This is a genomic window from Conexibacter sp. CPCC 205762 (assembly GCF_030646155.1).
GTDB lineage: Bacteria > Actinomycetota > Thermoleophilia > Solirubrobacterales > Solirubrobacteraceae > Conexibacter.
In genome coordinates, this window is the sequence record NZ_JAUTDN010000016.1 from 47,057 (window position 1) to 71,025 (window position 23,969).

20 protein-coding genes, 1 tRNA gene and 1 riboswitch are annotated in these 23,969 nt (G+C 74.3%); of the genes, 6 read left to right on the forward strand and 15 right to left on the reverse strand.

The features are described from left to right. A complete protein-coding gene (locus Q7L73_RS14315; protein ID WP_304691911.1) occupies window positions 1-1,416 on the forward strand; it encodes a site-specific integrase in 1,416 nt (471 codons plus the stop codon). On the opposite strand, the gene Q7L73_RS14320 is transcribed toward Q7L73_RS14315, so the two are convergent. Continuing rightward, window positions 1,417-1,489 (reverse strand) — tRNA-Thr (locus Q7L73_RS14320). Between the two features lie 93 nt (window positions 1,490-1,582). Here Q7L73_RS14320 and Q7L73_RS14325 point away from each other — a divergent pair. Next, on the forward strand, window positions 1,583-3,112 hold the full coding sequence (locus Q7L73_RS14325; protein WP_304691912.1) for a choice-of-anchor Q domain-containing protein: 1,530 nt from the start codon (window positions 1,583-1,585) through the stop codon (window positions 3,110-3,112). A gap of 3 nt (window positions 3,113-3,115) precedes the next feature. On the opposite strand, the gene Q7L73_RS14330 is transcribed toward Q7L73_RS14325, so the two are convergent. Next, a complete protein-coding gene (locus Q7L73_RS14330; RefSeq protein WP_304691913.1) occupies window positions 3,116-3,466 on the reverse strand; it encodes a helix-turn-helix domain-containing protein in 351 nt (116 codons plus the stop codon). Window positions 3,467-3,589: 123 nt separating this feature from the next. On the opposite strand from Q7L73_RS14330, the gene Q7L73_RS14335 reads away from it, so the two are divergent. Further along, on the forward strand, window positions 3,590-5,899 hold the full coding sequence (locus Q7L73_RS14335) for an LLM class flavin-dependent oxidoreductase (RefSeq protein WP_304691914.1): 2,310 nt from the start codon (window positions 3,590-3,592) through the stop codon (window positions 5,897-5,899). Here Q7L73_RS14335 and Q7L73_RS14340 read toward each other — a convergent pair. The 8 genes from Q7L73_RS14340 to Q7L73_RS14375 form a co-directional block, all read right to left on the reverse strand. After that, window positions 5,896-6,117 carry a hypothetical protein gene (locus Q7L73_RS14340; RefSeq protein WP_304691915.1) on the reverse strand — a complete coding sequence of 74 codons (222 nt, stop codon included), beginning with the start codon at window positions 6,115-6,117 and terminating at the stop codon, window positions 5,896-5,898. The genes Q7L73_RS14335 and Q7L73_RS14340 overlap by 4 nt on opposite strands. 17 nt (window positions 6,118-6,134) lie before the next feature. Then, window positions 6,135-6,371: a DUF6458 family protein gene (locus Q7L73_RS14345; RefSeq protein WP_304691917.1), complete on the reverse strand. Its 237-nt coding sequence runs from the start codon at window positions 6,369-6,371 to the stop codon at window positions 6,135-6,137. A gap of 9 nt (window positions 6,372-6,380) precedes the next feature. Then, on the reverse strand, window positions 6,381-7,478 hold the full coding sequence (locus tag Q7L73_RS14350) for an AI-2E family transporter (RefSeq protein WP_304691918.1): 1,098 nt from the start codon (window positions 7,476-7,478) through the stop codon (window positions 6,381-6,383). Between the two features lie 36 nt (window positions 7,479-7,514). Then, entirely contained in the window at window positions 7,515-9,905 is a 2,391-nt protein-coding gene (locus Q7L73_RS14355; protein ID WP_304691919.1) for an HAD-IC family P-type ATPase, read from the reverse strand. Window positions 9,906-9,932: 27 nt separating this feature from the next. Further along, window positions 9,933-10,910: a hypothetical protein gene (locus tag Q7L73_RS14360; RefSeq protein WP_304691920.1), complete on the reverse strand. Its 978-nt coding sequence runs from the start codon at window positions 10,908-10,910 to the stop codon at window positions 9,933-9,935. Next, window positions 10,907-12,172: a 5-methyltetrahydropteroyltriglutamate--homocysteine S-methyltransferase gene (gene metE, locus Q7L73_RS14365; protein ID WP_370552648.1), complete on the reverse strand. Its 1,266-nt coding sequence runs from the start codon at window positions 12,170-12,172 to the stop codon at window positions 10,907-10,909. Before metE ends, Q7L73_RS14360 begins: the two co-directional genes overlap by 4 nt. A 54-nt stretch (window positions 12,173-12,226) precedes the next feature. Further along, the gene (locus Q7L73_RS14370; protein WP_304691921.1) at window positions 12,227-13,246 is read right to left on the reverse strand and encodes a hypothetical protein; all 1,020 of its coding nucleotides are present in this window, start codon (window positions 13,244-13,246) and stop codon (window positions 12,227-12,229) included. Window positions 13,247-13,314: 68 nt separating this feature from the next. After that, window positions 13,315-13,506, reverse strand: a riboswitch (cobalamin riboswitch). Between the two features lie 28 nt (window positions 13,507-13,534). After that, a complete protein-coding gene (locus tag Q7L73_RS14375) occupies window positions 13,535-13,984 on the reverse strand; it encodes a MarR family winged helix-turn-helix transcriptional regulator (protein WP_304691922.1) in 450 nt (149 codons plus the stop codon). 128 nt (window positions 13,985-14,112) lie between these two features. On the opposite strand from Q7L73_RS14375, the gene Q7L73_RS14380 reads away from it, so the two are divergent. After that, window positions 14,113-15,666, forward strand: a complete 1,554-nt coding sequence (locus Q7L73_RS14380; RefSeq protein ID WP_304691923.1) for a DHA2 family efflux MFS transporter permease subunit — start codon at window positions 14,113-14,115, stop codon at window positions 15,664-15,666. A 22-nt stretch (window positions 15,667-15,688) separates the two neighbouring features. On the opposite strand, the gene Q7L73_RS14385 is transcribed toward Q7L73_RS14380, so the two are convergent. Continuing rightward, the gene (locus tag Q7L73_RS14385) at window positions 15,689-16,306 is read right to left on the reverse strand and encodes a hypothetical protein (RefSeq protein WP_304691924.1); all 618 of its coding nucleotides are present in this window, start codon (window positions 16,304-16,306) and stop codon (window positions 15,689-15,691) included. A gap of 42 nt (window positions 16,307-16,348) precedes the next feature. On the opposite strand from Q7L73_RS14385, the gene Q7L73_RS14390 reads away from it, so the two are divergent. Continuing rightward, window positions 16,349-18,196: a metallophosphoesterase gene (locus tag Q7L73_RS14390; protein WP_304691925.1), complete on the forward strand. Its 1,848-nt coding sequence runs from the start codon at window positions 16,349-16,351 to the stop codon at window positions 18,194-18,196. 32 nt (window positions 18,197-18,228) lie between these two features. On the opposite strand, the gene Q7L73_RS14395 is transcribed toward Q7L73_RS14390, so the two are convergent. The 4 genes from Q7L73_RS14395 to Q7L73_RS14410 all read right to left on the reverse strand — a co-directional run bounded on the left by Q7L73_RS14395 (window position 18,229) and on the right by Q7L73_RS14410 (window position 23,605). After that, the gene (locus tag Q7L73_RS14395) at window positions 18,229-19,023 is read right to left on the reverse strand and encodes an ABC transporter permease (protein WP_304691926.1); all 795 of its coding nucleotides are present in this window, start codon (window positions 19,021-19,023) and stop codon (window positions 18,229-18,231) included. A 106-nt stretch (window positions 19,024-19,129) separates the two neighbouring features. Continuing rightward, the gene (locus tag Q7L73_RS14400; protein WP_304691927.1) at window positions 19,130-19,882 is read right to left on the reverse strand and encodes an ABC transporter permease; all 753 of its coding nucleotides are present in this window, start codon (window positions 19,880-19,882) and stop codon (window positions 19,130-19,132) included. Beyond that, window positions 19,879-20,784 (reverse strand): ATP-binding cassette domain-containing protein, encoded by a 906-nt coding sequence (locus Q7L73_RS14405; protein ID WP_304691928.1) that lies wholly within the window; start codon window positions 20,782-20,784, stop codon window positions 19,879-19,881. The genes Q7L73_RS14400 and Q7L73_RS14405 overlap by 4 nt, the downstream gene beginning before the upstream one ends. Before the next feature lie 61 nt (window positions 20,785-20,845). Beyond that, the gene (locus tag Q7L73_RS14410; RefSeq protein ID WP_304715578.1) at window positions 20,846-23,605 is read right to left on the reverse strand and encodes a helix-turn-helix transcriptional regulator; all 2,760 of its coding nucleotides are present in this window, start codon (window positions 23,603-23,605) and stop codon (window positions 20,846-20,848) included. A 139-nt stretch (window positions 23,606-23,744) separates the two neighbouring features. On the opposite strand from Q7L73_RS14410, the gene Q7L73_RS14415 reads away from it, so the two are divergent. Further along, a complete protein-coding gene (locus Q7L73_RS14415) occupies window positions 23,745-23,966 on the forward strand; it encodes a hypothetical protein (protein ID WP_304694622.1) in 222 nt (73 codons plus the stop codon). Window positions 23,967-23,969: the final 3 nt, after the last annotated feature.

Sequence of the window (23,969 nt, forward strand, 5' to 3'; positions counted from 1 at the left end):
ATGCCGCGCACACCGACAGGTGAGGCGCTCGCCTACGAGCGCGCCGACGGCGGGGTCACCTGGTACGCGCGCTTCCGCGCCGAGGGCAGACGCCGCAGAGTCCGGCTCGGAACCGACCACGAGGGCTGGAACGAGACGCGCGCGGAGAACGCGGTCGCCGAGCTGGTCGACCAGGTCCGCCGCGGCACCTGGCGGCCGCCACCGGCGCGCACCGCCACCGCCGCCGCCTCGGCCGACCCGACCTTCCACGAGTTCGCCTCCGGCTGGTTCGCCGGCAAGGCGCGCGGGCTGGCGGCGCGCACGGTCGAGGACTACCAGTGGCGGCTGTCCAACCACCTGCTGCCGCACTTCAAGGACCACTGCCTGTCGGAGATCGACGTGCGCGCCGTCGACGGCTACCGCGCGGCGAAGCTGGCCGAGCGCGAGGCAGCCCGCGCCGCCGGCCTGCGCGGGCTCTCCAACGACAGCGTCAACGCGACGATCGCGCTGCTGGCGCAGATCCTCGACGTCGCCGCCGAGCACAAGCTGGCGGTCGAGCGGCCGAACCCGGCGAAGGGGCGCCGGCGGCGACTGAAGACGCAGCGCGGGCGCCGCAGCTTCCTCGAGCCCGACCAGGCGGCCGCGCTGCTCGACGCCGCCGGCCGGCTCGACGCCGCCGGCGCGCTCAGCTGGGAGCAGGTGCTGGAGATCCGCGCCGCGAGCGCGTCGAACGTCGCGCTGGCGACGCGCTTCGGCGTCAGCGACTCGCTCGTCTCGCGGATCCGCCGCGGCCTCGTCTGGCGCACCCCGGCGAGCGCGCCGGCGCGCCGAGCGCTGATCGCGACGCTGCTGCTGGCGGGACCGCGCGTCGCCGAGCTGTGCGCGCTCGACGTGCGCGACGTCGACCTGCCCAACCGCCGCCTGCTGATCGCCGGCTCCAAGAGCGACGCGGCCCGCCGCCAGGTCGTCCTCAGCGACCTGCTGCTGGAGGAGCTGACCGTCCAGCTGGCCCGCTGCGGCCCCGACGGCCCACTCTTCCCCAACACGCGCGGCGCGCGCTACACCCCCTCCGGCGTCCGCACGGCGGTGCTGACGCCGGCGGCGGAGCTGGCCGCCCGCACGCTGCCGGGCCTGCCGGCGGTGACGCCGCACACGCTGCGACGGACCTTTATCTCGCTGCTGCTGGCCGGCGGCGCCGACGTCCCGTGGGTGATGGCGCAGGTCGGCCACACCGACCCGAAGGTGACGCTGCAGATCTACGCACAGGTGATCCAGTCGCGTCAGCGCGATTACGGCGCGCGCGTCGACCGCATGATCGCGGGCCGCGGCGAGCGGGACCAGGAACGGGACCAGTCCGCCATCCCGTTCCTGCCACGGCTGGCACCGGACGACCCCGCAACGACCGCGATCACCCTCGTGGCGGGCGATCCGGCGTGAAGCCCGAAAGGGGACTCGAACCCCTGACCCCCTGTTTACAAGACAGGTGCTCTACCAGCTGAGCTATTCGGGCGCTGAATCAGCAGTCTACGCGTCAGGGGCGGTACGGTGCCGGGGCCGCGACGCGCCAATCTCTTCCGTACAGGAGTGTGCAGGAATGCCCCGGATGGTCCTTCGTCGTGCTGTGATCGTCGCTGCCGCCTGCGGGCTGGCGGCCCCTGCGGCAGCGGATGCCGCCGTGCGCCACGCCGCGCCCGGCGGCAGCGGGAGCGCCTGCAGCGAGGCGGCGCCGTGCGACCTCACGACCGCGATCGAGGCCGCAGCGAGCGGCGACGAGGTCGTGATCGGTGCCGGCGACTACGCGCCCGGCGCGGGTATCAGCGGCGGGGAGATCGACGTTCACGGCGCCGCCGGGCAGGCGCGGCCGCGGATCAGATTCAACAGAGCGTTCGGGCTCAGCCTCTACGACGGCTCGCGGCTCAGCGACGTGGAGGTCACGACAACGGACATGGCCGGCGGCGCGGCGATCTACTTCTCCGGCGAGCAGATCGAGCGTGTCGTCGCGCGCCACGCCGGCCTCGGCGCGGCGATCCGCGTCGCCGACGGCAGCGTCCCGCTGATCCGCGACACGCTCGCGGTCAACAGCGGCAGCGGCGCCGCGATCCGTGTCACCGGGCCGGGCTCCAACGGCGAGGTGCAGGCGCGGCTGGAGCAGGTGACGGCGATCGCGACCGGCGCTGCCGGCACCGCGCTGGCGGTCGACAGCTCCGCGGGCCGCAGCGCGATCGTCTCCGTCGACCGCTCGATCCTGCGCAACACCGCCGGCGGCGACGACGTGGGCCTGGCGCAGTTGGGCGCGGCGCTGCAGGTGACGACGACGCGCTCGGCGTTCGCCAGAGTCTCGAGAGCCGGCAGCCCGCTGCTGACGAGCGTCGGCACGATCAGCGCGGCGCCGCTGCTCGGCGGCCCCGAGTTCCAGCAGCTGGCGGGCTCGCCGACGATCGACGCCGGCGGCAGCGAGACCTCCGGCGCCTTCGACCTCGACGGCGACCCGCGCTGGCTCGGCAGCGCGACCGACGTCGGCGCCGACGAGTTCCGGCCGCAGCCTGTGACGCCCGCGGCGACGGCGCGGCAGCTCGGTCCGACCGCGGTCGCGGTCGACGCGACGCTCGACACCGGCGGGCTCGCCGGCAGCTGGCGCGTCGACTACGGGCCGACCGCCGCCTACGGCGCGAGCACGGGGGAGCTGCCGCTCGTCGCCGCCCGCGGCTCGCGCGCGCTGACCGCCGCGCTCGCCGGCCTTGCCGCCGACGGCGACGTCCATTACCGCGTCACGCTCACAACCGCCGGCGGCACATCCCAGTCGGCCGACGGGGTCGTGCGGACCGCTGCGCCGGTGACGCTGCCGCCGGTCGTGCGCGAGCTGACGAGAACCGTCACGAGAACGGTCGTCGCCGCGCCGAAGGTGAGCGCGGTGTCGGTCACGAGAAGAGCCGTCACCTTCACACTCGACGGCAGAGCGCGTGTCACGGTGACGGTCAAGCGCGGGCGCAGAGCGGTCCGCACGATCGTCAGAACGCTCGCGGCCGGCCGCCGCACGGTCAGGCTGCCGCGGCTGGGCAGCGGCAGATTCAGCGTCAGCGTCCAGGCCGACGCGACCGGCAAGCCGGTCGTCAAGCCGCTGCGGATCCGCTGAGGCTCAGCAGCCGTCGGCGGGCAGGTTGCGCTCGGCCCAGAGCGCGATCTGCCCGAGCGCGGGCATCAGCGAGCTGCCGAGATCGGTCAGCGCGTAGGTGACGGCGACCGGCGGCCCCTCCTCGACGGTGCGGCTGATCAGGCCGCCGGCGGCGAGGTCGGCGAGGCGGGCGGAGAGGACCGAGTCGCTGATGCCGTCGATCGCGCGCGACAGCTCGCGGAAGCCGGCCGGGCCGCCGCTGAGGTGGCCGAGCACGACCGCGTTCCAGCGCTTGCCGAGGAATCTGAACGCCCGCGCCAACGCGTCGGAGGCGGTGATGCAGGCATCGGCGCTGTGCTGGACGTTCGCGGCCACGGTCCCAGTCTAGCTTCGACAGAGTCGCTACTATTTTAGAAGCGACTATTGAGATCGGTGCGCTACTGGCGCGCGGCGGACAGGCACCGCACGGCGCGAGCGGAAGCGCGGAAGGGACCCACCATGGCCGACTACGGCCACGAACTCGCCTTCGGCACGTTCATCACCCCGCAGAACCAGCGGCCCGAGGAGGTCGTCGCGCTCGCGCAGCTGACCGAGCGCGCCGGGCTCGACCTCGCGACCTTCCAGGACCACCCGTACCAGCCGGCCTACCTCGACACCTGGACGCTGCTGACCTGGGTCGCCGCCAGAACCGAGCGGCTGCGGATCGCCCCCAACGTCCTCAACCTGCCGCTGCGGCCGCCGGCCCCGCTCGCGCGCGCCGCCGCCAGCCTCGACCTGCTGTCCGGCGGGCGGCTGGAGCTGGGCCTCGGCGCCGGCGCCTTCTGGGACGCGATCGAGGCGATGGGCGGCCGCCGGCTGACGCCCGGCCAGGCCGTCGACGCGCTGTCGGAGTCGATCGACGCGATCCGGCAGCTGTGGGACGTCTCCGAGCGCGGCGGCGTCCGCGTCGAAGGCGAGCACGTGCGGGTGCGCGGCGCCAAGCGCGGCCCCGCGCCGGCGCACGAGGTCGAGCTGTGGATCGGCGCCTACAAGCCGCGCATGCTCAGACTGACCGGCAGCAAGGGCGACGGCTGGCTGCCGTCGCTCGCCTACCTGCCGCCCGAGCAGTTCGGCGCCGCCAACGGCGCGATCGACGCCGCCGCCGAGGAGGCCGGCCGCGACCCGCGCGCGATCCGCCGCCTGCTCAACGTCCAGGGCAGCTTCGCCGGCAGCGACCGCGGCTTCCTGCAGGGACCGCCGCAGCAGTGGATCGAGCAGCTGCTGGAGCTGGTGCTCGAGCACGGCTTCAGCACGTTCATCCTCGCCGGCGACGAGCCGAGCGCGATCGAGCGCTTCGGCGCGGAGGTCGCGCCGGCGCTGCGCGAGGCGGTCGCGCGTGAGCGGCAGGCCGCCGGGACCGAGACCGGGGCGGTGATCCGCGACCCAAAAGCACGCGCCCTCCGGCGTGAGGGCATCGACTACGAGGCCGTCCCGGCCACGCTGACGCACGCCGCCGTCGAGCCGGGCGACCGCGCCTACGGCTCGGTCCGCTCGACCTACGTCCGCACCGGCTCGCCCGGCCTCGTGCTGCGGCCGCGCGACGCCGAGCAGGTCCGCGAGGCGCTCCTGTACGCGAACGAGCAGGACGTGCCGCTGGCGATCCGCAGCGGCGGCCACGGCATCAGCGGCCGCTCGACCAACGACGGCGGGATCGTGATCGACCTCGGCGCGCTGAACGGCGTCGAGCTGCTAGACGGCGACAGCGGCCTCGTGCGGCTCGGCCCCGGCGCGCGCTGGGGCGAGGTTGCGGCCGCGCTGCAACCGCACGGGCTCGCGATCAGCTCCGGCGACTACGGCGACGTCGGCGTCGGCGGCCTCGCGACGACCGGCGGGCTCGGCTTCCTCGCACGCAAGCACGGCCTCACGATCGACCGCGTCCGCGCCGCCGAGCTGGTGCTCGCCGACGGCAGCCGCGTGCGCGCCGACGCGACGAGCGACCCGCAGCTGCTGTGGGCGGTGCGGGGCGCGGGCGCGAACTTCGGCATCGTGACGGCGCTGGAGCTGGAGGCCGCGCGCGTCGAGCAGGTGATCCACGCGACGATGGTGTTCGAGGCGAGCGCGGAGCTGCTGGAGCGCTGGGGCGCGCTCGTCGAGGCCGCCCCGCGCGAGCTGACGAGCTTCCTGTCGCTGTGGGCGCAGCGCGGCCGTTCACCGCTCGTCCAGACCCACACCGTCTGGGCCGGCGACGACGCCGAGGCCGCGACCGACGCGCTGACGCCGCTGCTGCGCGCCGGAACGCTGCTCGACCAGCAGGCCCAGCTCGTCCCCTACGCCGCCGTCGTGCCCGCGCACCGCAACCAGCACCACGGCGGGCTGCGTTCGCCCGCGATCCGCGCCGGGCTCGTCAACTCGATCACGCCGGAGCTGGCGGCGGCGATCATGGAGCTGGCCTCGAGCGGCGCGGCGCCGATGGCGCAGCTGCGCGCCGTCGGCGGCGCCGTCAACGACCTCGCGCCGGAGGCGACCGCCTACGCCCACCGCCACCAGCGCTTCTCGCTCAACGCGGTCGGCGCGCGGCTGGCGACGCTGAACCCGCTGTGGGACGAGCGGATCGCGCCGCACGTCGACGGCCTCTACCTCAGCTTCGACACCGACCCGCGGCCGCAGCGGCTGGCCGAGGCCTTCCCCGGCGCGACGCTGACGAGACTGCGGCGGCTGAAGGCGATCTACGACCCCGCCAACCGCTTCGACCAGAACTACGCGATCCCGCCGGCGGCGGGCGCAGACGCGGACGGCTCGGCCGCGGAGGCGGAGCCGGCGCTCGCCTAGATGATCCCGGCCTCTTCCAGCTCCGCTCGCCAGGCGGCCGGGCGGGCGGGGCCGTCGTGGACGATCACGACGGCGTCGGCTCTGTCGGTCGGCAGCACGTCGACGACCTCGGGGAAGAGGTACAGCTCCGAGCGCACCAGCGCCGCTGCCATCGAGCGCGGGGTCAGGTCGGTGCCGAGCGAGAGCTGCGTCGCCCAGACGAATTCACCGGTGCTCATCGGCAGCGCTCCATCGGTCAGTAACGGGTCGGCGGGCCGGCCGGCGGCTGCGGGCCAGGCGGGGTGCCCGGGCCGGGGTCGCGGTCGCGGTTGGCGAGCGCCAGCATCGTCAGCGCGATCACGAGGGCGGCGCCGCCCGCGATCATCAGGATCAGCCCGACCGTTCTCAGGTCGACGCCCGCCACCTGCTTGGTGACGGCGAAGCGCAGGATCGCGCCGATCGCGATGACGAAGATCGAGCCGCCTATCGACATGCGGCCATCCTAACCCGTCTGCGACGACTCCACTCCGGTGACCGTCAGCTCGGCGGCCCGCTGCTCGGTCCGCCAGGTCCACCAGTCTCTCGCGGCGATCTGCAGCGAGGCGGCGACCGGGACGGCCAGCAGCGCGCCCGGGATCCCCAGCAGCGTGCCGCCGCAGAGGACGGCGAAGATCACCCCGAACGGGTGGATGCCGACGGCGCGGTTCTGGATCCGCGGCTGGATCAGGTTGTTCTCGACCTGCTGGTAGACGATCGCCCACACGACCCAGATGATCGTGTCGAGCGGGAAGTCGGAGAAGACCGTGACGATGCCGACGATGACGGCGCCGAGCGTCGCGCCGACCATCGGGATCAGGTCGAACAACGCCGTCAGGACCGCCAACGGCGCCGCGAACGGGATCCCCAGGATCGTCAGCACGATGAACGTCGTCACACCGGCGACGAACGCCTGGAACAGCGCGCCCGCGACGTAGGCGCCGACCGCCTGCCCCATTCTCTCCAGCGTGTTGCCCATCCGTCTGGCGCGCTCGGCTGGTTGCAACGCCAGCAGCGCGCGTGTCCAGCGTGGTCCGCTGCCGAGGATGAACGCGACCATGATGAAGATCGTCACCGCCGCGAAGATCGAGTTGACGATCCCGACGCCGACGTCGCCGAGCAGCTTCGCCGCGTCACCCGCTCTGGAGGGCAGGTCGTTCGCCCAGTCCTGCACCTTTCTGGTGATGTCGTACTGGTCGTTGATTCTCTGCAGGCGCTCGTTGTCGTTCACCCATCTGGTGAACTCCTTCGCGTAGTCGGGCACCTTCTCGACCAGCTTCGTGCCCTCTCTGACGATCGGCGGCACGACGATCGCGACCGCCGCGACCGGCACCAGCAGCACGCCGAGCAGCGTCAGCGTGATCGCGAAGCCGCGCTTCATCCGCCGGCTCAGCCACGCGACCGGGCCCGACAGCGCGACCGCGATGAAGGTCGCGATCAGCAGCCAGCCGATCGGCTTGCGCAGCAGGTATACGAGGTACAGGCCGGCGACGACCGCCAGCACGGTGACCGTCGTCGTGAAGACGGTCCGCGCAAGCGATCCCTGCCGTGGGTCGGCGTTCATCGGGTGCTGATTCGCGCCGCGCGGCGCGGCTCCTGCTCAGGACGCGGCGGCTTCTGCGCGCGCGTCGAGCACGCGCACGATCCGCAGCGAGACGGCCAGCAGCGCAAGCGTCACGACCGTCCCTATCCCCCACGCGGCGACCATCCCGCCGGTCGGGTCGGCGAGGTCGAAGAAGTCGCGTCCTGCCGGGATCGCGAAGACGATCAGGAAGCCGACCGCCATCAGCGCGCAGAGCGCGCCGACGATCAGCCGCCGCCTGCCGGGCTCGTCCTCCAGCACCATCACGATCGCCAGGCCCGAGGCGGTGACGGTCGCGACGGTGACGGTGCGCGCCTCCATCAGGTTCGCGTCGAAGCCGTGGCGGGCGAGCAGGTAGGCGACGACGATGCCGGCGCCGCTGGCGACGCCCGCAGGTATCGAGAAGCGCGCGATCGCTCTGAGGAACCCGTCGGGCCGCCATGGGCCGGTCGACGGCGCGAGCGCGAGGAAGAAGGCGGGGATGCCGATCGTCAGCGACGAGACGAGCGTGAACTGGCGCGGCAGCAGCGGGAAGACGCCGCTGGGGATCGCGATCACGATCAGCAGGAACGCCGTGAAGACGGCCTTCGTCACGAACAGCCGCGCCACGCGCTGGATGTTGCGGAGGATCTGACGGCCCTCGTGGACCATCTGCGGGACCTCGTTGAACTCGCCGCTGACGAGCACGATGTCGGAGACCGAGCGCGCCATCTGCGTGCCGCTGCCCTGCGCGATCGCGAGCCGCGCCTGCTTCAGCGCCGGCACGTCGTTGACGCCGTCGCCGAGCATGCCGACGTACTCGCCCTGCTCGGCCAGGACGCGCACGACGCGCGCCTTGTCCTCCGGCGAGATGCGGCCGATCGCGGGCGCCGCGAGGACGGCCTCCAGCAGCTCGCCGTCGCCCTCCGGCAGCGCGCCGCCGTCGAGCGCCGCTGACTTCGCCGGCACGCCGGCGTCGCGCGCGATCGCGCCGACCGTCGCCGGGTTGTCGCCCGAGAGGACCTTCAGCGCGACCTCCTCTCTGGCGAAGAAGTCGACCGTCTTGTCGGCGTCGTTGCGCAGCCGCTCGGCCAGCACGACGGCGCCGAGCGGTCTGATCCCGTCCGGCAGCGGCGCGTCGGGCGCGGCCTCCGGCAGCGGGCCGTCGGCGGCGATCAGCGCCAGCACGCGGCGGCCGGTCGCGGCCTGCTCGGCCGCCTGCTCGCGCAGCTCGGGGGCCGCTCTCAGCAGCGCCTCCGGCGCGCCGAGCACGTAGCGGCCGCCGTCCAGCTCCAGCGCGCTCCAGCGGCGGCGGGAGGAGAACGGCACCTGCGCGGTCGGCTCGACGGCGGCGTCGTCGCCGGCCAGTCTCGCCTCGTGGACCGCGTCGAGCGTGCCGTTGCGCGACGGCGCGGAGGCGGCGAAGCGGCCGAGCGCCGCGCGCAGCTCCTCGTCGCTGACGCCCTCCGCCGGCAGCGTCTCGACGACGCGCAGCGACGCCTCCGTCAGCGTGCCGGTCTTGTCCGTGCACATGACCGAGACCGACGCGAGCGACTCGATCGCGTTGAGCTGCTGCGCCAGCACGCCGCGGCGGGCCATCTTCGCGGCCGAGACCGCCATCGTCAGCGAGACGAGCAGGATCAGGCCCTCGGGCACGATGTTGACGACCGCCGCCGTCAGCGTCTCGACCGCCTGCGCCTGCGACACGTCGCGGATCGCGAGCGAGACGCCGAGCGCGATCGCCAGCGGCAGCATCACCGCGACGAAGACGATCAGCAGTCTGTCCATCGCCTTCTCCAACGGCGAGCGCGGGTGACGGAAGGCGCGCGCGGTGGCGGCCAGTCTCGAGGCGCGGCTGTCGGGGCCGACCGCGGTCGCCTCGAACGTGCCGACGCCCTCGACCACGAAGGAGCCGGAGAAGACGTCGCGGCCGGGCTCGCCGCGGACCGCCTCGGACTCGCCGGTCAGGTTCGACTCGTCGAGCGCGAGCCCCTCGGCGGCGGTGAGGCGGCCGTCGGCGACGACCTGGTCGCCGGTCCCGAGCCGCACGAGGTCGCCGACGACGACGTCGCCGACCGGGAGTCTGCGCGGCTGGCCGTCGCGGACGACGACCGCGGCCGGGGCGACGAGCGCAGCGAGGCCGTCAAGCGCCCGCTTCGCGCGCACCTCCTGGAAGATGCCGATCGTCATGTTCGCGATCAGGATCCCGACGAACAGCGCGTCCTTCGGATCGCCGAAGAAGATCGTCAGCAGCCCGAAGACGAGCAGGATCAGGTTGAAGACCGTGAAGGTGTTGGCGACGACGATCGAGCGGTAGGAGCGGCTCGTCGCCTGCTCGGGCAGTGGGCCGCGCGCCTCCAGCCGGCGCTTCGCCTCAGCCTCCGTGAGGCCGGTCGACGGGGTCTGGGACTCCAGCGTCGTGCTCGTCACAGCGCGGACAGTAGTAGACGCGCCGGCCTACGGCCGTACGGCTGGCCCGAGATCGCGCTCGGCGCGCAGCGCGGCGGCGGTCGCCCGCAGCGTCTCGGCGGTTTGCCGCTCGTGCGCGGGCGTCGCGAGGCCCGTGCCGCAGGAGGCGCTCAGCAGCGAGCCGCGCGCGAGCTGGTCGAGATCGACCCCGAGTGCATGCAGGCCGGCGCGGGCGCCGTCGAGGACGGTGCGGGGCGGCGGCGCGGCCGGCGCCGGTCCGGAGCCGGCCGCGGGCATCGCGCCGGCAGCCGGCGCGACGCCCCACGCGACCCGGCCGCCGCGCGCGAGCAGCTCGCGCAGGGCCGGCAGGGCCGGGCCGGCGAGCGCGCCCGGCAGCAGCAGGTCGAGCGACAGCAGGTCCGGTCGCGCCGCCCGCACGACCTCCCACGGCACCGCGCAGCAGAGGTGCAGCCCCCAGACCGGGGCGACGATCCGCAGTGGATCCCAGACGGCCTCGTCGGTCGCGGCCGTCAGCGACGGCTCGTCGACGACCAGCAGCGCGTCGAGGCCGCGCTCGCGCAGGGCGCGCACCTGGCCGGCGACGTTGGCCGCGAGCCACGCGGCCAGCTCGCCCGCGAGCGCGGCGCGCGCGCCAGAGCCGGAGCCGGGCCCCGCGCCGCCGCCGCGGGCACCCTCCAGCGCCCGCGCCAGCGTCACCGGCCCGGTCACCTGCAGCTTCACGAGCCGGTGCGGCGGCGGGGCGGCGGCGAGCCGTGTCAGCAGCGCGTCCCACGCAGGCGGGCGCTCGCGGTCGCGCGCGGGCGACCAGCCGCAGCGGCCCGGGTCAGCCCCGAGCCACTCGCCGATCATGTCGCCCTCGACGCGCGGCAGCTGCGGGCAGAACGGCAGGTCGTAGGCCGCGACGGCATGCGCCGCGGCCTCCGCCGGGTCCTCATGCGGCAGGCTGCCGACGCCGGTCGTCGCCCACGCCGGCAGCCGCTCCAGGATCGCCACCGCCCTGCTCACGCCACCGCAGCCTCCGCGGGCGCCGCCGCTCGTCGCCGCCGGGTCGCCTCGACGAGCGCCGTCAGCGCCGGCTCGACCTCCTCCCAGCGGCGGGTCTTCAGCCCGCAGTCGGGGTTGACCCACAGCCGCTCGCGGCCGATCCGCGCCTCGGCCGCCGCCAGCAGCGCCTCGATCTCGTCGGCGTCCGGCACGCGCGGCGCGTGGATGTCGTAGACGCCGGGGCCGATCTCGTTCGGGTAGACGCCGCCGCCGAAGGAGTCGAGCACGTCCATCCCCGAGCGCGACGCCTCGATCGAGATCACGTCGGCGTCGAGCCGCACGATCTGGTCGACGATCGACCCGAACTCGGAGTAGCACATGTGCGTGTGCACCTGCGTCTCCGAGCGGGCCGGCGCGACCGTCAGGCGGAAGGCGTCGATCGCCCACGCGACCCACTCGGCGCGCGCCGCCGCCTGCAGCGGGAGTCCCTCGCGCAGCGCGGCCTCGTCGACCTGGATCGCGAACGCGCCCTCGGCCTCCAGCTCGCGCACCTCGTCCTGGATCGCGAGCGCGATCTGCGTGGCGGTCTCGCGGCGCGGCTGGTCGTCGCGCACGAACGACCACTGCAGGATCGTCACCGGGCCGGTCAGCATCCCCTTCACCGGCTTGCTCGTGCGCGACTGCGCCCAGCGCCACCAGCGGACCGTCATCGCCTGCGGGCGCGAGACGTCGCCGAACAGGATCGGCGGCTTGACGCAGCGCGAGCCGTACGACTGCACCCAGCCGTTGGCCGAGAAGGCGAAGCCGCGCAGCTGCTCGCCGAAGTGCTCGACCATGTCGTTGCGCTCCGGCTCGCCGTGCACGAGCAGGTCGAGCCCGAGCCGCTCCTGGAAGCGGATCGCCTGCTCGATCTCGCGCTCCAGGAACGCCTCGTAGTCGGCCTCGCTCAGCTCGCCGTCGCGGCGGGCTCTGCGGGCGGCGCGGATCTCGGCAGTCTGCGGGAAGGAGCCGATCGTCGTCGTCGGCAGCTCAGGCAGCGTCACGCGCGCCCGCTGCGCCGCCTGACGCGCCGCGAACGGCTCGGCGCGGGCGTAGTCGGCCGGCGTCAGCGCCGCGACGCGCTCGCGCACCGCCTCGTCGTTGGTGTGCGCCGAGCCGCGGCGCGCGGCGCCGATCGCGCGCGACGGCGCCAGCAGCGCCTCGCGCTTGACGGTCCCGGCGGCGGTCCGCAGCGTCCGCAGCTCCTCCAGCTTCTGCGCCGCGAACGCCAGCCAGCCGCGCACCTCCGGGTCGATCGCGGTCTCGCGCGCGGCGTCGTAGGGGACGTGCAGCAGCGATCAGGAGGCGGCGACCGTGACGCGCTCGCCGCCGAGCGCCGTCGTCGCGCGGTCGACCAGCGCGAGCGCCGCGTCGAGGTCGGTCGCCCAGACGTTGCGGCCGTCGACGACGCCGAGGCTGAGGCGGGTGCGCGCCGGCCGCTCGCCCGAGGGCGCGTGGCCGGCCGGGTCGGCGTCGAGCGCCGCGAGCGCGGCCAGCGCCGGCTCCAGCTGCTCGGGCGCGCGCACGAGGTCGAGGTGCAGCTCGTCCGGCCGCAGCGCGATCGCCGGCTCGAGCGCGCCGACGGCATCGAGGCCGGCGAAGTAGGTCGCGAGCGTCAGCTCGACGCCGTGCTCGCGTGCCGCGTCCGCGAGCGTCCGCCAGGCGGCGGCGAAGGCGTCGAGGTCGCCGCGCGCGTGGTCGCGCACGAGCGCCGGCTCGTCGATCTGCAGCTCGCGCGCGCCCGCTCGCGCGAGCGCGCCGATCAGCTCGCCGTAGACCGGCGCCAGCCGCGGCAGCAGGTCGAGCGGGCGGTCGATCCCCTTCGAGAGGCTGAGGAAGGTGAACGGGCCGATCGCGACCGGGCGCGTCCTGACGCCGAGCGCGAGCGCCTCCTCGAACTGGCCGACCCAGTGGCGCGGGTCGAGCGCGAACGCCTGGTCGGCGGTCAGCTCCGGCACGAGGTGGTGGTAGTTGGTGTCGAACCACTTCGTCAGCTCCAGCGGCCTGCGCGCGTCGTCGCCGCGCGCGAGCGCGAAGTACTGGCCGAGGTCGCCGCGGTCGGGGGCGCCGTAGCGGGGCGGGACGACGCCGAGCGCCCAGGCGGTGTCGAGCACCTGGTCGTAGAGGCTGAAGTCGCCGGAGGGGATCGTGTCGAGGCCGGCGGCCTGGGCGCTGCGCCAGCTCGCGCCGCGCAGGCCGCGCGCGGTCGCGTGCAGGGTGGCGGCGTCGGTGCGGCCGGCCCAATGGGACTCCAGCGCGAACTTCAGCTCGCGGTCGGGTCCGATGCGGGGAAGCCCGAGGACGGCAGATCGTGCCATCGGTGTTGCTCCTGTTGTCCGTGCGGCCCGTGTCGCGGGGCCGCGGTTGTCGGTGCCCGCCGCCTGTGTGGGCGGTGGGCGGAGACGACAGGTCTTCGGGCTCGGATGCGGTCGGGACGACACGCCTTCCCAGGTCTTCTGCGACCCAGTGGCCTGCGTCGTCTCGCACATCCCTACCGCTGCGCGTCAGCTCCGGATTTCGAACCGGATTCCCTGACCCGTGTGCTGCGTCGGGTGCGATCGACTCCGCCGACGACGATAGCGGACGGGGGCGGCCGAAGCCGGCGCTCAGCGCATCTTCCGCAGCCCGGGATGGATCCCGGGCGCGAGGCCCTCGGCGTCGGCGAGGCGGCGCAGCATCGCGGCGAGCTGGTCGCGCTCGGCGCGGGACAGCGGCGCCAGGATCGCGGCCTCGTGCTCGGCGCCGAGCGCGCGCACGCGCGCGGTCATCTGCTCCCCCTCCGGCGTCAGCTGGAGGGCGAAGGCGCGGCGGTCGGCCGGCGTGCGCTCGCGGCGTATCAGCTCGCGCGCCTCCAGCTCGTCGATCAGCCCGACGAGCCGGTTGGCGGGGATCCCGAGCTTGCTCGAGAGCGCCTGCTGGCTCTGGCCCGGCTCGCGCGCGACGAGCTGGAGGATGCCGACGTGCGGCGGGATCAGCCCCAGCGGCGCGATCGCCTCGCCGAACCGCTGCGAGACGTGGAAGCCGAGCTGCGACAGCACGAACGTGACTCCTCGCATGGCGTCGGGCTCAGACGGGCACATGATGCTGTCAGCGTAGCAATTCGTTCCACGCCTGAAACATGACTTGCAGGAATCATTCAGAAGTGGAACGATTCCTCACGAGACCGATCCGGAGGAACGATTCCATGTCAGGCCCCGACACGCCCGCATTCTCAGCCGACGAACCGCTGCCACGCCGCGTCTGGCTCGTCGCGGCCGTCGTCGTGCTCGGCGCGATCATGACGATCCTCGACACGACGATCGTCAACGTCGCGATCGACGCGCTCGCGAGAGACTTCGACGTCTCGCTGTCGACGATCCAATGGGTCTCGACCGCGTACCTGCTCGCGCTCGCGATCGTGATCCCGCTGACCGGCTGGGCAGCCGACCGCTTCGGCACCAAACGGCTGTGGATGACCTCCGTCACCCTGTTCGTGCTCGGATCCGCCCTCTGCGGCCTCGCCTGGAGCGCCGAGTCGCTCATAGCCTTCCGCGTCCTGCAGGGCCTCGGCGGCGGCATGGTGATGCCGGCCGGCATGACCGTGCTGGCGCAGACGGCCGGCCCGCAGCGGGTCGGGCGCGTGATGTCGATCGTCGGCGTGCCGATGCTGCTCGGCCCGATCCTCGGCCCGGTGCTCGGCGGCTGGCTGGTCGATGACGTCGACTGGCGCTGGATCTTCTACGTCAACGTCCCGATCGGCCTGGTCGCGCTGCCGCTCGCCTTCCGGATCCTCGAGCGCGACGTGCCGAGACCGCACCTGAAGCTCGACCTGCGCGGCTTCCTGCTCGTCTCCCCCGGCCTCGCGCTGTTCGTCTACGGCCTCGCCGAGACCTCGTCGCACGGCGGCATCGGCTCGGCCGGCGCGCTCGTGCCGATGGTCGCCGGGCTGATCCTCGTCGTGCTGTTCGTCGTGCACGCGCTCAGAACCGAGCAGGCGCTGCTCGACCTGCACCTCTTCAAGACGCGCGCCTTCGCCGCCGCGGCCGGCGTCACGACCCTGTTCGGCGCCGCGATGTTCGGCGCGATGCTGCTGTTCCCGCTCTACTACCAGGTCGTGCGCGGCCAGTCCGCGCTCGACGCCGGCCTGCTGATGGCGCCGCAGGGGCTCGGCGCGGCGGTGATGATGCCGATCTCCGGCCGGATCGTCGACAGGGGCGCGGCCGGCAAGGTCGTGCTCTGCGGCCTGCCGCTGGTCGCGCTCGGCTACCTGACCTACACGCAGCTCGGCGCCGACACCAGCTACGCGCTGCTGGCCGGCTCGCTGTTCGTCGCCGGCCTCGGCACCGGCGCGACGATGATGCCGGCGATGTCGGCCGCCTACCAGACGCTCAACCACGCGCAGGTGCCGCGCGCGACGACGACGCTCAACATCCTCATGCGCGTCGGCGGCTCGATCGGCACGGCGCTGTTCGCGGTCGTGCTGCAGCACCAGATCAGAAGCAACGTCGGCGCCGCGACCGGCGGCGGCGAGAGCGGCCTCGGGGCGGTCGGCGCGATCCCGGCCGCGGTCCGCGACAGAGTCGCCCCCGCGCTCGCCGACGCCTTCGCGCACACCTTCTGGTTCCCGGTCGCGCTGCTGCTGGTCGCGATCCTGCCGGCGCTGCTGCTGCCGCGCCGGCGCCCGGCCGCGCCGCCCGCCGCACCCGCCGCCGGCGGTCCGCCCGCGGAGGCGCCGCCGGAGCCGGTCGTGCAGGCGTAGCCCGCGCTCCCGCAGCCGCCGCTCAGTAGGGCGGCGGCTCGGGCAGGAAGTCGCCGACCTCGATCCGCGCCGCGCTGCCGTCGATCCCGGCCCGTCTGAGCGCGGCGGCGAGGCGCGGATCGGAGCCGCGCAGGGCGGCGCCGGCGGACCGTTCGTCGATGTCGAAGAGGACGTGGATGCCGTCGTCCTCCAGCCGATCCGCGATCACCTCGCCGACGCCCCGCTCGCCGCGCAGCTCCTCGCGCAGCCGCGCGACGACCGCCTCGGTCACGCCCCGGCCCGGCACCTTCACGAGCGCGCGCAGGCGCCAGTCGCGCCGCTGGACGCTGCCGTCGAGCGGCGTGCCCGGCGGGCGCGGGTGCACGACCTGCCCCTCCGGCCACTGATCGATCCCCTGCTCGACGCGCGACTCGCTGCCGGCCGACCAGCGCTGCCCGCCGAGCTGCACGTAGACGACCGTCGCCCGCTCGCGCGCCCACGCGAGCGCCTCCTCCAGCGGAACGTCGCGCGGCCCGTCGAAGCCGCCGTCGGCCTCGCCGCGGACCTGCACCGTGACGCTGAAGCGCGCCGCCAGCCGCTCCGTCTCGTCGTCCCAGTCCTCGACCACGAAGGCGACGTGACGCTCCGGCTCACCGCTCATGCCAGCGATCGTAGCGTCCGCCCGCGCGGGTAGAACCGACCAATGAGATCGCTGTCGCGTTTCGCCCTCCTCGCCGGCGCCGCCCTGCTGCTGCCGGCGGCACCCGCTGCCGCCGACCCGCAGGGACGCTCCACCCTCGACGAGACGGTCCAGGTCGAGGGCGGCTACGGCCGCGGTCCCTACCACCCGCTCCAGCGCGGCGCCGGCGAGCCGTACGTGACGCGCACGACGCTCGCGCCGGCGAGCAGAAGACGGACGAGAACGCGCCGCTCGCTCGCCTTCTTCGGCCAGCTGACCGACCCGCAGATCGCCGACACGATGTCGCCCGCGCGGGTCGAGCTGCTCGACCCGGCCGGCGGCGCCGTCAGCGCCTCGTGGCGGCCGCAGGAGACGCTCGGCCCGCACGTCTTCGACGCGACGATCCGCAACCTCAACCGCAACCGCACCAGCGGCGTCCGCCAGGGCGACGGCAGACGCGCGCGGCTCGGCTTCGCGATCACGACCGGCGACCTGCCCGACAACTCGCAGCGCAACGAGACGCAGTGGATGGTGCGCGTGCTCGACGGCGGCCGCGTCGACCCCTTCTCCGGCAAGCCGATCACCGCCGCGAACACGTGCGCCGGCGCGACGCCCGAGCAGATCGCCAAGCTCAACGGCGACGTCGCCGCCCGCCGCTACACCGGCGTGCAGGACTACGACGACTATCCCGCGAGCGCGCCGGCCGAGCGCAGAACCGGCTTCTGGGATCCCGACACCGCGCCCGGCGGCGGCGTCTACGCGAGCTTCCCGCGCTACCCGGGGCTGCTGGAGCGGGCGCTGCGGCCGTTCGACGCCGAAGGGCTGAAGGTGCCGTGGTACTCCTCGCGCGGCAACCACGACGGGCTGGTGCAGGGCAACGCGCCGGCCTCCAGCGTGCTCTTCCGCACGATCGCGACGAGCTGCCTGAAGATCTTCCCGTCGGCGAAGTTCGACCCGGCGTCGCTCGTCGGCAGAAGCGCCGACGAGGTCTTCGCGCAGATCGGCAGCCCGCTGTTCGCCGCCAGCCTGCTCGCCGGCGCCGGCCAGACGCCGCCCGACCCCGACCGCGCCTTCGTCTCCAAGCCCGAGTACAAGCGGCTGCAGGGCACGGCCGACAGACAGCACGGCTTCGGCCTGACCGAGCGGGCGGAGCTGCGCGCCTCGCGCGGGACCGCGCTCTACTACTCGTTCGCGCCGCGCAGAGGGCTGCGGATGATCGCGCTCGACACGGTCGCCGAAGGCGGCGGCGCCTCCGGCAACGTCGACGACCCGCAGTACCGCTGGCTGGTCAAGACGCTGAGAGCGGCGGCGAGACGCGACGAGCTGGTGATCGTCTACTCCCACCACACGCTCGAGACGATGACGAACAGAACGCCCGACGAGGCGGCCGGCTGCAGCGACCCGACCGAGGCCGGCTGCGACGGCGACCCGCGCAGATCGACGCCGCTGCACCTCGGCATGGGCGGCAAGCAGAGCATCCGCGACCTGCTGCTGAGCGATCCGCACGTGATCGCCTACGTCAACGGCCACACCCACCACAACGCCGTGCGCGCCTTCAAGCGCGGCCGCCACGGCTTCTGGCAGGTCAACACCGCCGCCCACATCGACTTCCCGCAGCAGTCGCGCGAGCTGGAGCTGATGGACAACCGCGACGGCACGCTGTCGCTGTTCGGCACGATCCTCGACACCGCCGCGCCGATCGCCGCGCCGGCGCCCGGCACGCCGGCCGACGGCTTCAGCGACGTCCAGCTCGGCGCACTCGCCCGCACGCTCGCAGCCAACGACCCGCAGACGCGCGAGGTGACCGGCGGCGGCGGACCGGGCAAGCGCAGCGACCGCAACGTCGAGCTGCTGGTGCGCGACCCGCGCTAGACGCGCGGCTGGCGCGCGGCCGTGCGCGCGCGTCAGCCGCCGATCGGGGCGCGCGGGTTGGCGCCCCAGAACAGCTGGGTGCCCATCATGCCGATCAGATGGACGTAGACGAGGTTGAGCACCATCGACTTGGCGGTCGCGGTGCCGACGCCGACCGGGCCGCCGCTGGCGTTGTAGCCGTAGTAGCAGCCGACGACGACGATGCCGGTCGCCATGAAGGCGCCCTTCAGCAGCGAGAACAACAGGTCGGTCGGATTCTGGAAGGCCCAGAAGATCAGCTCGTAGCCGCCCGCAGAGACCTCGTGGATCTGCACCACCACCGCGAGGTACGACGCGATGAAGGCGGCGCCGACGCCGCCGATGTAGACGAACGGCAGCACCATCCAGGAGGCGAGCAGGCGCGTGCCGCAGAGGAAGGTCATCGAGCTGATGCCCATCACCTCGAGCGCGTCGATCTCCTCGGTGATCCGCATCGAGCCGATCTCGGCCACGATGCCGGTGCCGACCTTCGCGGCCATCATGTAGCCGAAGGCGTACGGGACCAGCTCGCGCAGGTCGCACCAGGCGGTGAAGACGCCGGCGTAGTTCGGCGTGCCGGTGCCGCGCGTGAAGTACGCGCCCTCGATGCCGCACTGCAGGCCGATGATGAAGACGAGGCCCCAGATGACGAGCGTCGAGGAGAGGATCAGCAGGCCCGCCTGCCGCAGCGCCTCGCCGAAGAAGCGGAAGACGCGGCCGCCGTAGACCTCGCCGAAGATCCGCATCGTGAAGCGGACGATGTCGCCGAACGACTCGATCCACCCTCGCGGAACCGCCCACCAACTCATGCGGTCACCCCGCCAATCGCTCTCCACCGGGCCATGCCGGAGGCGATACTAAGCGATGCCGAGGCGGCCGGCGCCGATACCCCGCCGGGGCGCCGGCTCGACACCGTCAGGAGACGTCGCGGCGCTTCAGCAGGACCGTGCCGGCGATCGCGAAGATCGCCGTGTACAGCAGCAGCATCAGCCCGGCCGGGACCTGCGCCAGCACGTCGCTGCCGCCGGTGTCGGTGCCGGAGAGGCCGTTGGCGACGCCGCCGAGGCCGAACTTCGAGATCACGTCGTCGAAGCCGGGGATGATCGTCAGCAGCGACTCGACGACGAAGATCCACGCGAGCGTGCCGACGATCGCGCCGACCTGGTTGCGCACGACCGCGCCGACGCCGACGCCGAGCGCGGCGTAGAACGCGACCGCCAGCGTCGTGCCGAGGCCGGCCTTGACGACCTCCGAGCCGGTCAGCCCGGCGTCGATGTCGCGCAGCCCGAAGACGAGCGAGGTCAGCAGCAGCACGCCGATCACCGTCAGCAGGCCGAAGACGATCCCGGCGACGAGATGGACGATCAGCTTCGCACCCATCAGCCGCGTGCGGTCCGGGACCGCCAGCAGCGACGGCGTGATCGTGCCGTGGCGGAACTCGGAGGTGACCGCCAGTATCCCCAGCACGATCGCGAACAGCTGCGCGATCGAGGCGAGCGTGAGCAGGTCGATCCCCGGCGGCTTGTCGCCGGGCGAGGTGTGCCAGCTGCCGGTGGCGGCGGCGATCACGGCGATCACCAGCACCAGCCCGAGGCTGCTGCCGACGAGCGCGTAGAAGGTCTTGGTCGTGCGCAGCTTCAGCAGCTCGCTGGAGAGCGACCGGCTCATGCGGGTCCTCCGGTCGATCCGGTCAGCTCGAAGAAGACGTCCTCCAGCGACTGCGCGACCGGCGCCAGCTCGGAGACGACGACCGCGTTGGCGGCGATCACCCGGCCGATCTGCTCGCCGTCGCGGTCGGCGACGACGATCGCGCCGTCGCCGTCGGCGGCGCGCACGTTCGCGCCCTCGGCGCGCAGCAGCTCCGCCAGCCGGCCGACGTCGGGCCCGGCGACGCGCGTGCCGCCGGCGTGCTGCGCCAGCAGCTGCGGCAGCGGCGCCTGCAGGATCGATCTGCCGCGGTGGATCACGACGACGTCGTCGGCCGTCTGCGACACCTCCGACAGCACGTGCGAGGAGACGAGCACGGCGCGGCCTTCGGCGGCGAGCGCGCGCAGGAAGTCGCGCAGCCAGCGGATCCCCTGCGGGTCGAGGCCGTTGGCGGGCTCGTCGAGCACGAGCACTCTCGGGTCGCCGATCAGCGCCGCGGCGAGGCCGAGCCGCTGACGCATGCCGAGCGAGTAGCCCTTCGTGCGGCGGTTGCCGTCCTGCTTGAGCTGGACCAGCTCCAGCAGCTCCTCGACGCGCGCGTCCGAGACGCCGGAGGCGCGCGCGAGCGTGCGCAGGTGGTTGCGGCCGCTGCGGCCGGGATGGAAGAGGCCGCCGTCGAGCAGCGCCCCGACGGTGCCGGCCGGGTCGTCCAGCTCGGTGTACGCCTTGCCGGTGATCGTGGCGGTGCCGCCGGTCGGGTTGATCAGCCCGAGCACGGCCCGCAGGGTCGTCGTCTTGCCGGCGCCGTTGGGGCCGAGGAAGCCGACGATGCGGCCGAACGTGACCGTGAACGAGAGGTCGTCGACGGCGAGCTTGTCGCCGAACCGCTTGCTGAGTCCGTGAACTTCGACGGCAGTCTCCATCGCGCCAGGACCCTACCCCGTCCCACGGTCGGCAAGCGGTGCGGCTGGCCGTGCCTTCGGCCTAGACCCGTTCCGCCGCGTCGGCGGTCAGCAGCCGCGCCAGCTCGGTTCGCGAGCGCACGTCGAGCTTGCGGTAGATGCGGCTGAGGTGGCGCTCGATCGTCTTCGGCGACAGGAACAGCGCCGCCGCGACCTCGCGGTTGGTCATCCCGTGCGCGACCATCAGCGCGACCTTCAGCTCGTGCGGCGACAGCTCGTCGCGGCCGCGCCGCGCGCCCTCCGCGGCCGGGTGCGCGCCGCCGGCCGCCGCCAGCTCGTCGGCGGCGCGGCGCGCCCACGGCGCGGCGCCGAGCGCGCGGAAGGTCGCCAGCGCCCGTTCGAGCGGCTCGCGCGCGTCCATCCGCCGGCGCCGTCGCCGCAGCCGCTCGCCCCACGCCAGCTCGGTGCGGGCGCGCTCGAACGGACCGCCGTCGCGCATGTGCAGGTCGAGCCCGCGGACGGCGCAGGCGTCCAGCTCGTCGGGCGGCGCCAGCAGCATCCGCCCCCGCTCCAGCACCGCCGCGCCCCAGGCGCAGCCGGTCAGCGCGACGTCGTCGGCGAGCGCGGCGAGCGCCGTGCGCGCCTCCTCCTCCCGCCCCAGCCGCACCAGCGCCTCGACGCGGTCGCCGGCGAACTGGACGACGTTCGGCTCGCGCCAGCCGAGCGCGACCGCCTCGCGGGCGGCGAGCTCGAGCGGCCCGATCGCCTCCTCCGGCCGGTCGGCGGCCAGCTCGGCACGGCCGAGCGCGGCGTTGACGTAGATCGCGAGGTTGCGCGCGCGGGCGGCGTCGAGCAGCTCCAACGCCTCACGCGCGTGCGCGCGGGCGTCGTCGACCCGCCCGAGGCCGGCCTCGACGTTGACGAGCGTCGAAAGGCAGAAGCCGGCGATCGTCGCCTGGTCGATCTCGCGCGCCAGCCGCACCGCCTCCTCGGCGTCCGCCTCCGCCTCGGCCCAGCGGCCGCGGCGCTCGTTCAGCATCGCGCGGACGGTCAGCGGGAACGGCAGCGCACCGAAGGCGCTCGCCTCGCGGTAGCGGCCGATCAGCCAGTCGAGCGTGCGCTCGGCGCGGTCCCGGTCACGCCACAGCGACGCCTGCGCGTAGAGGCCGAGCGGCTCGCTGAGCCCGCTCGGGTCGAGGCCGGCCAGCAGCGGCTCGATCCGCGCCAGCTCGTCGGCGGCGCCCTCGCGCGCACGGCCGACGACCATCCCCGAGACGGCGAGCATGATCCGCACGATCAGCGCCGCCGGGCCGCCGGCCTGCGCGGCCGAGACGCTCGCGCGCTCCAGCGTCGTGAACATCCCGTCGGGATCGCCGGTCATCGTGTAGCCGATCGACGACTCCAGCAGCAGCGCGGCGGCGGCGCCGTGGTCGCCGGCCGCGAGCGCGCGATCGGCCTCGCCGTGGAGGATCTGCAGCGCGGCGTGCGGCTCGCCGCGGCGCATCGCGAGGTTGCCGCGCAGCCGCGCGAGCGCCGGCCCCAGCTGCGGCTCGATCCGCGGCTCGGCCTGCTCCAGCAGCGCCAGCGCGGTCGCGACGTGGCCGGCGACGGCGTGCTCCTGGGCCGCGTCGAGCGCGCGCCGGCCCTGCGCGGCGCGGTCGGTCGAGAGCTCCGCCGCGCGCGCGAAGGCGCGCGCCGCCTCGGCGTGGCCGCTGCGCGCGCGGGCGTCGCGCGCCGCCTCCTCCAGCGCCGCCGCGACCGTCTCGTCGGCGCCCGCGGCGGCATGCGCGAGATGCCAGGCGCGCACGCGCGGATCGCTCGCGACGGCGCCGAGCGCGGCGTGCGCGGCGCGCCGATCGCTGCTCGCCGCCGCCTGGTAGACGGCCGCCCGCAGCAGCGGATGGCGGAAGCTCAGCTCGCCGCCGCGCTCGGCGACGATGCGCGCCTGCTCGGCCGGCGCGAGCACGTCGTCGGGCAGGCCGAGGCGGCGCAACGCGGCCGTCAGCAGGTCGAGCTGGCCGCGGTGGAGGGTCGCGGCGACGAGCAGCGCCGCGCGCGTGTCGGCCGGCAGCGCCAGCGCCTGGCGCGCGAAGGCGCGCTCGATCGCGGCGCTCGCCGGCAGCGGGTCGGCGAGCGGCGCCTCGCCGGTCAGCTGCGCCGGCGTCAGCGCCTCCGGCAGCTCGGTCAGCGCGAGCGGGTTGCCGGCGGTCGCGCTGACGAGCGCCTCGGCCGTGCCGGGCGGCAGCGACGGCGCGGCGCGCCGCAGCAGCGCCAGCGCGGCCGGCCGCTCCAATCCCTGCAGCCGCAGCTGCTCGACGCCGCTGAGGTCGGCGTCGCCCTCGGCTCCCTCGCGCACCGCCAGCAGCATCCCGACGCCGCCGGCGACGAGCCGGCGGGCGGCGAACATGATCGCGTCGCGCGAGGCGTCGTCGAGCCAGTGGACGTCGTCGACGACGGCCAGCAGCGGGCGGCGCTCGGCGGCGCGCGCGAGCAGGCCGAGCAGCCCGGCCGGGACGGCGAGGCGGTCGTGCGGGGTCGGCGGCTCGAGCGCGAAGGCGGAGGCGAGCGCGTCGCGCTGGGCGGCGGGCAGGCGCTCGCGCAGCGGCAGCAGCGGCGTCACCAGCTCCAGCAGGCCGGCGTAGGGGATCTCGGTGTCGGACTCGTAGCCGCGGGCGCGCAGCACGCGCACGCCGTCGCCGGCCGCCGCGACGACGGCCTCGATCAGCGCGCTCTTGCCGACGCCGGCCTCGCCGCGCACCAGCACGGCGCAGGCGCCGCCCTCGTGCAACCCGTGCGTCCGTTCGCCGATCCAGGCGAGCTCCCTCGTGCGACCCTCCAGCATTGGGAGCGAGTCTCGCACGGCGATGGGGGTCGCGGGAGGGCTTGGCGGGGGAAGTTCCTCCCGCGAACGTCCCCACCCGCAGAGACGTTCGTCGCAGACGCCCCCGCAGGGCGCGCCGGCCACCTGCGAAGATGAGGCGATGAGCGACATCCAGCGCCGATCCTCCAACCGTCCCACCCGCCGGCAGAGAGAGCAGCAGGCCTACCGGCTGCTGATGACCGGCGGCGCCGCAGGCGTCGTCGCCGTCGTCGGGCTCCTGCTGTCGATCGTGACCGCCTTCCCGAACGCCGTCTGGGTGATCGCTGCGGTCGTCGCGGTCGTCTGCCTGCTGCTGTTCCGCCGCGCCACCGGCGGCCGCTGAGCT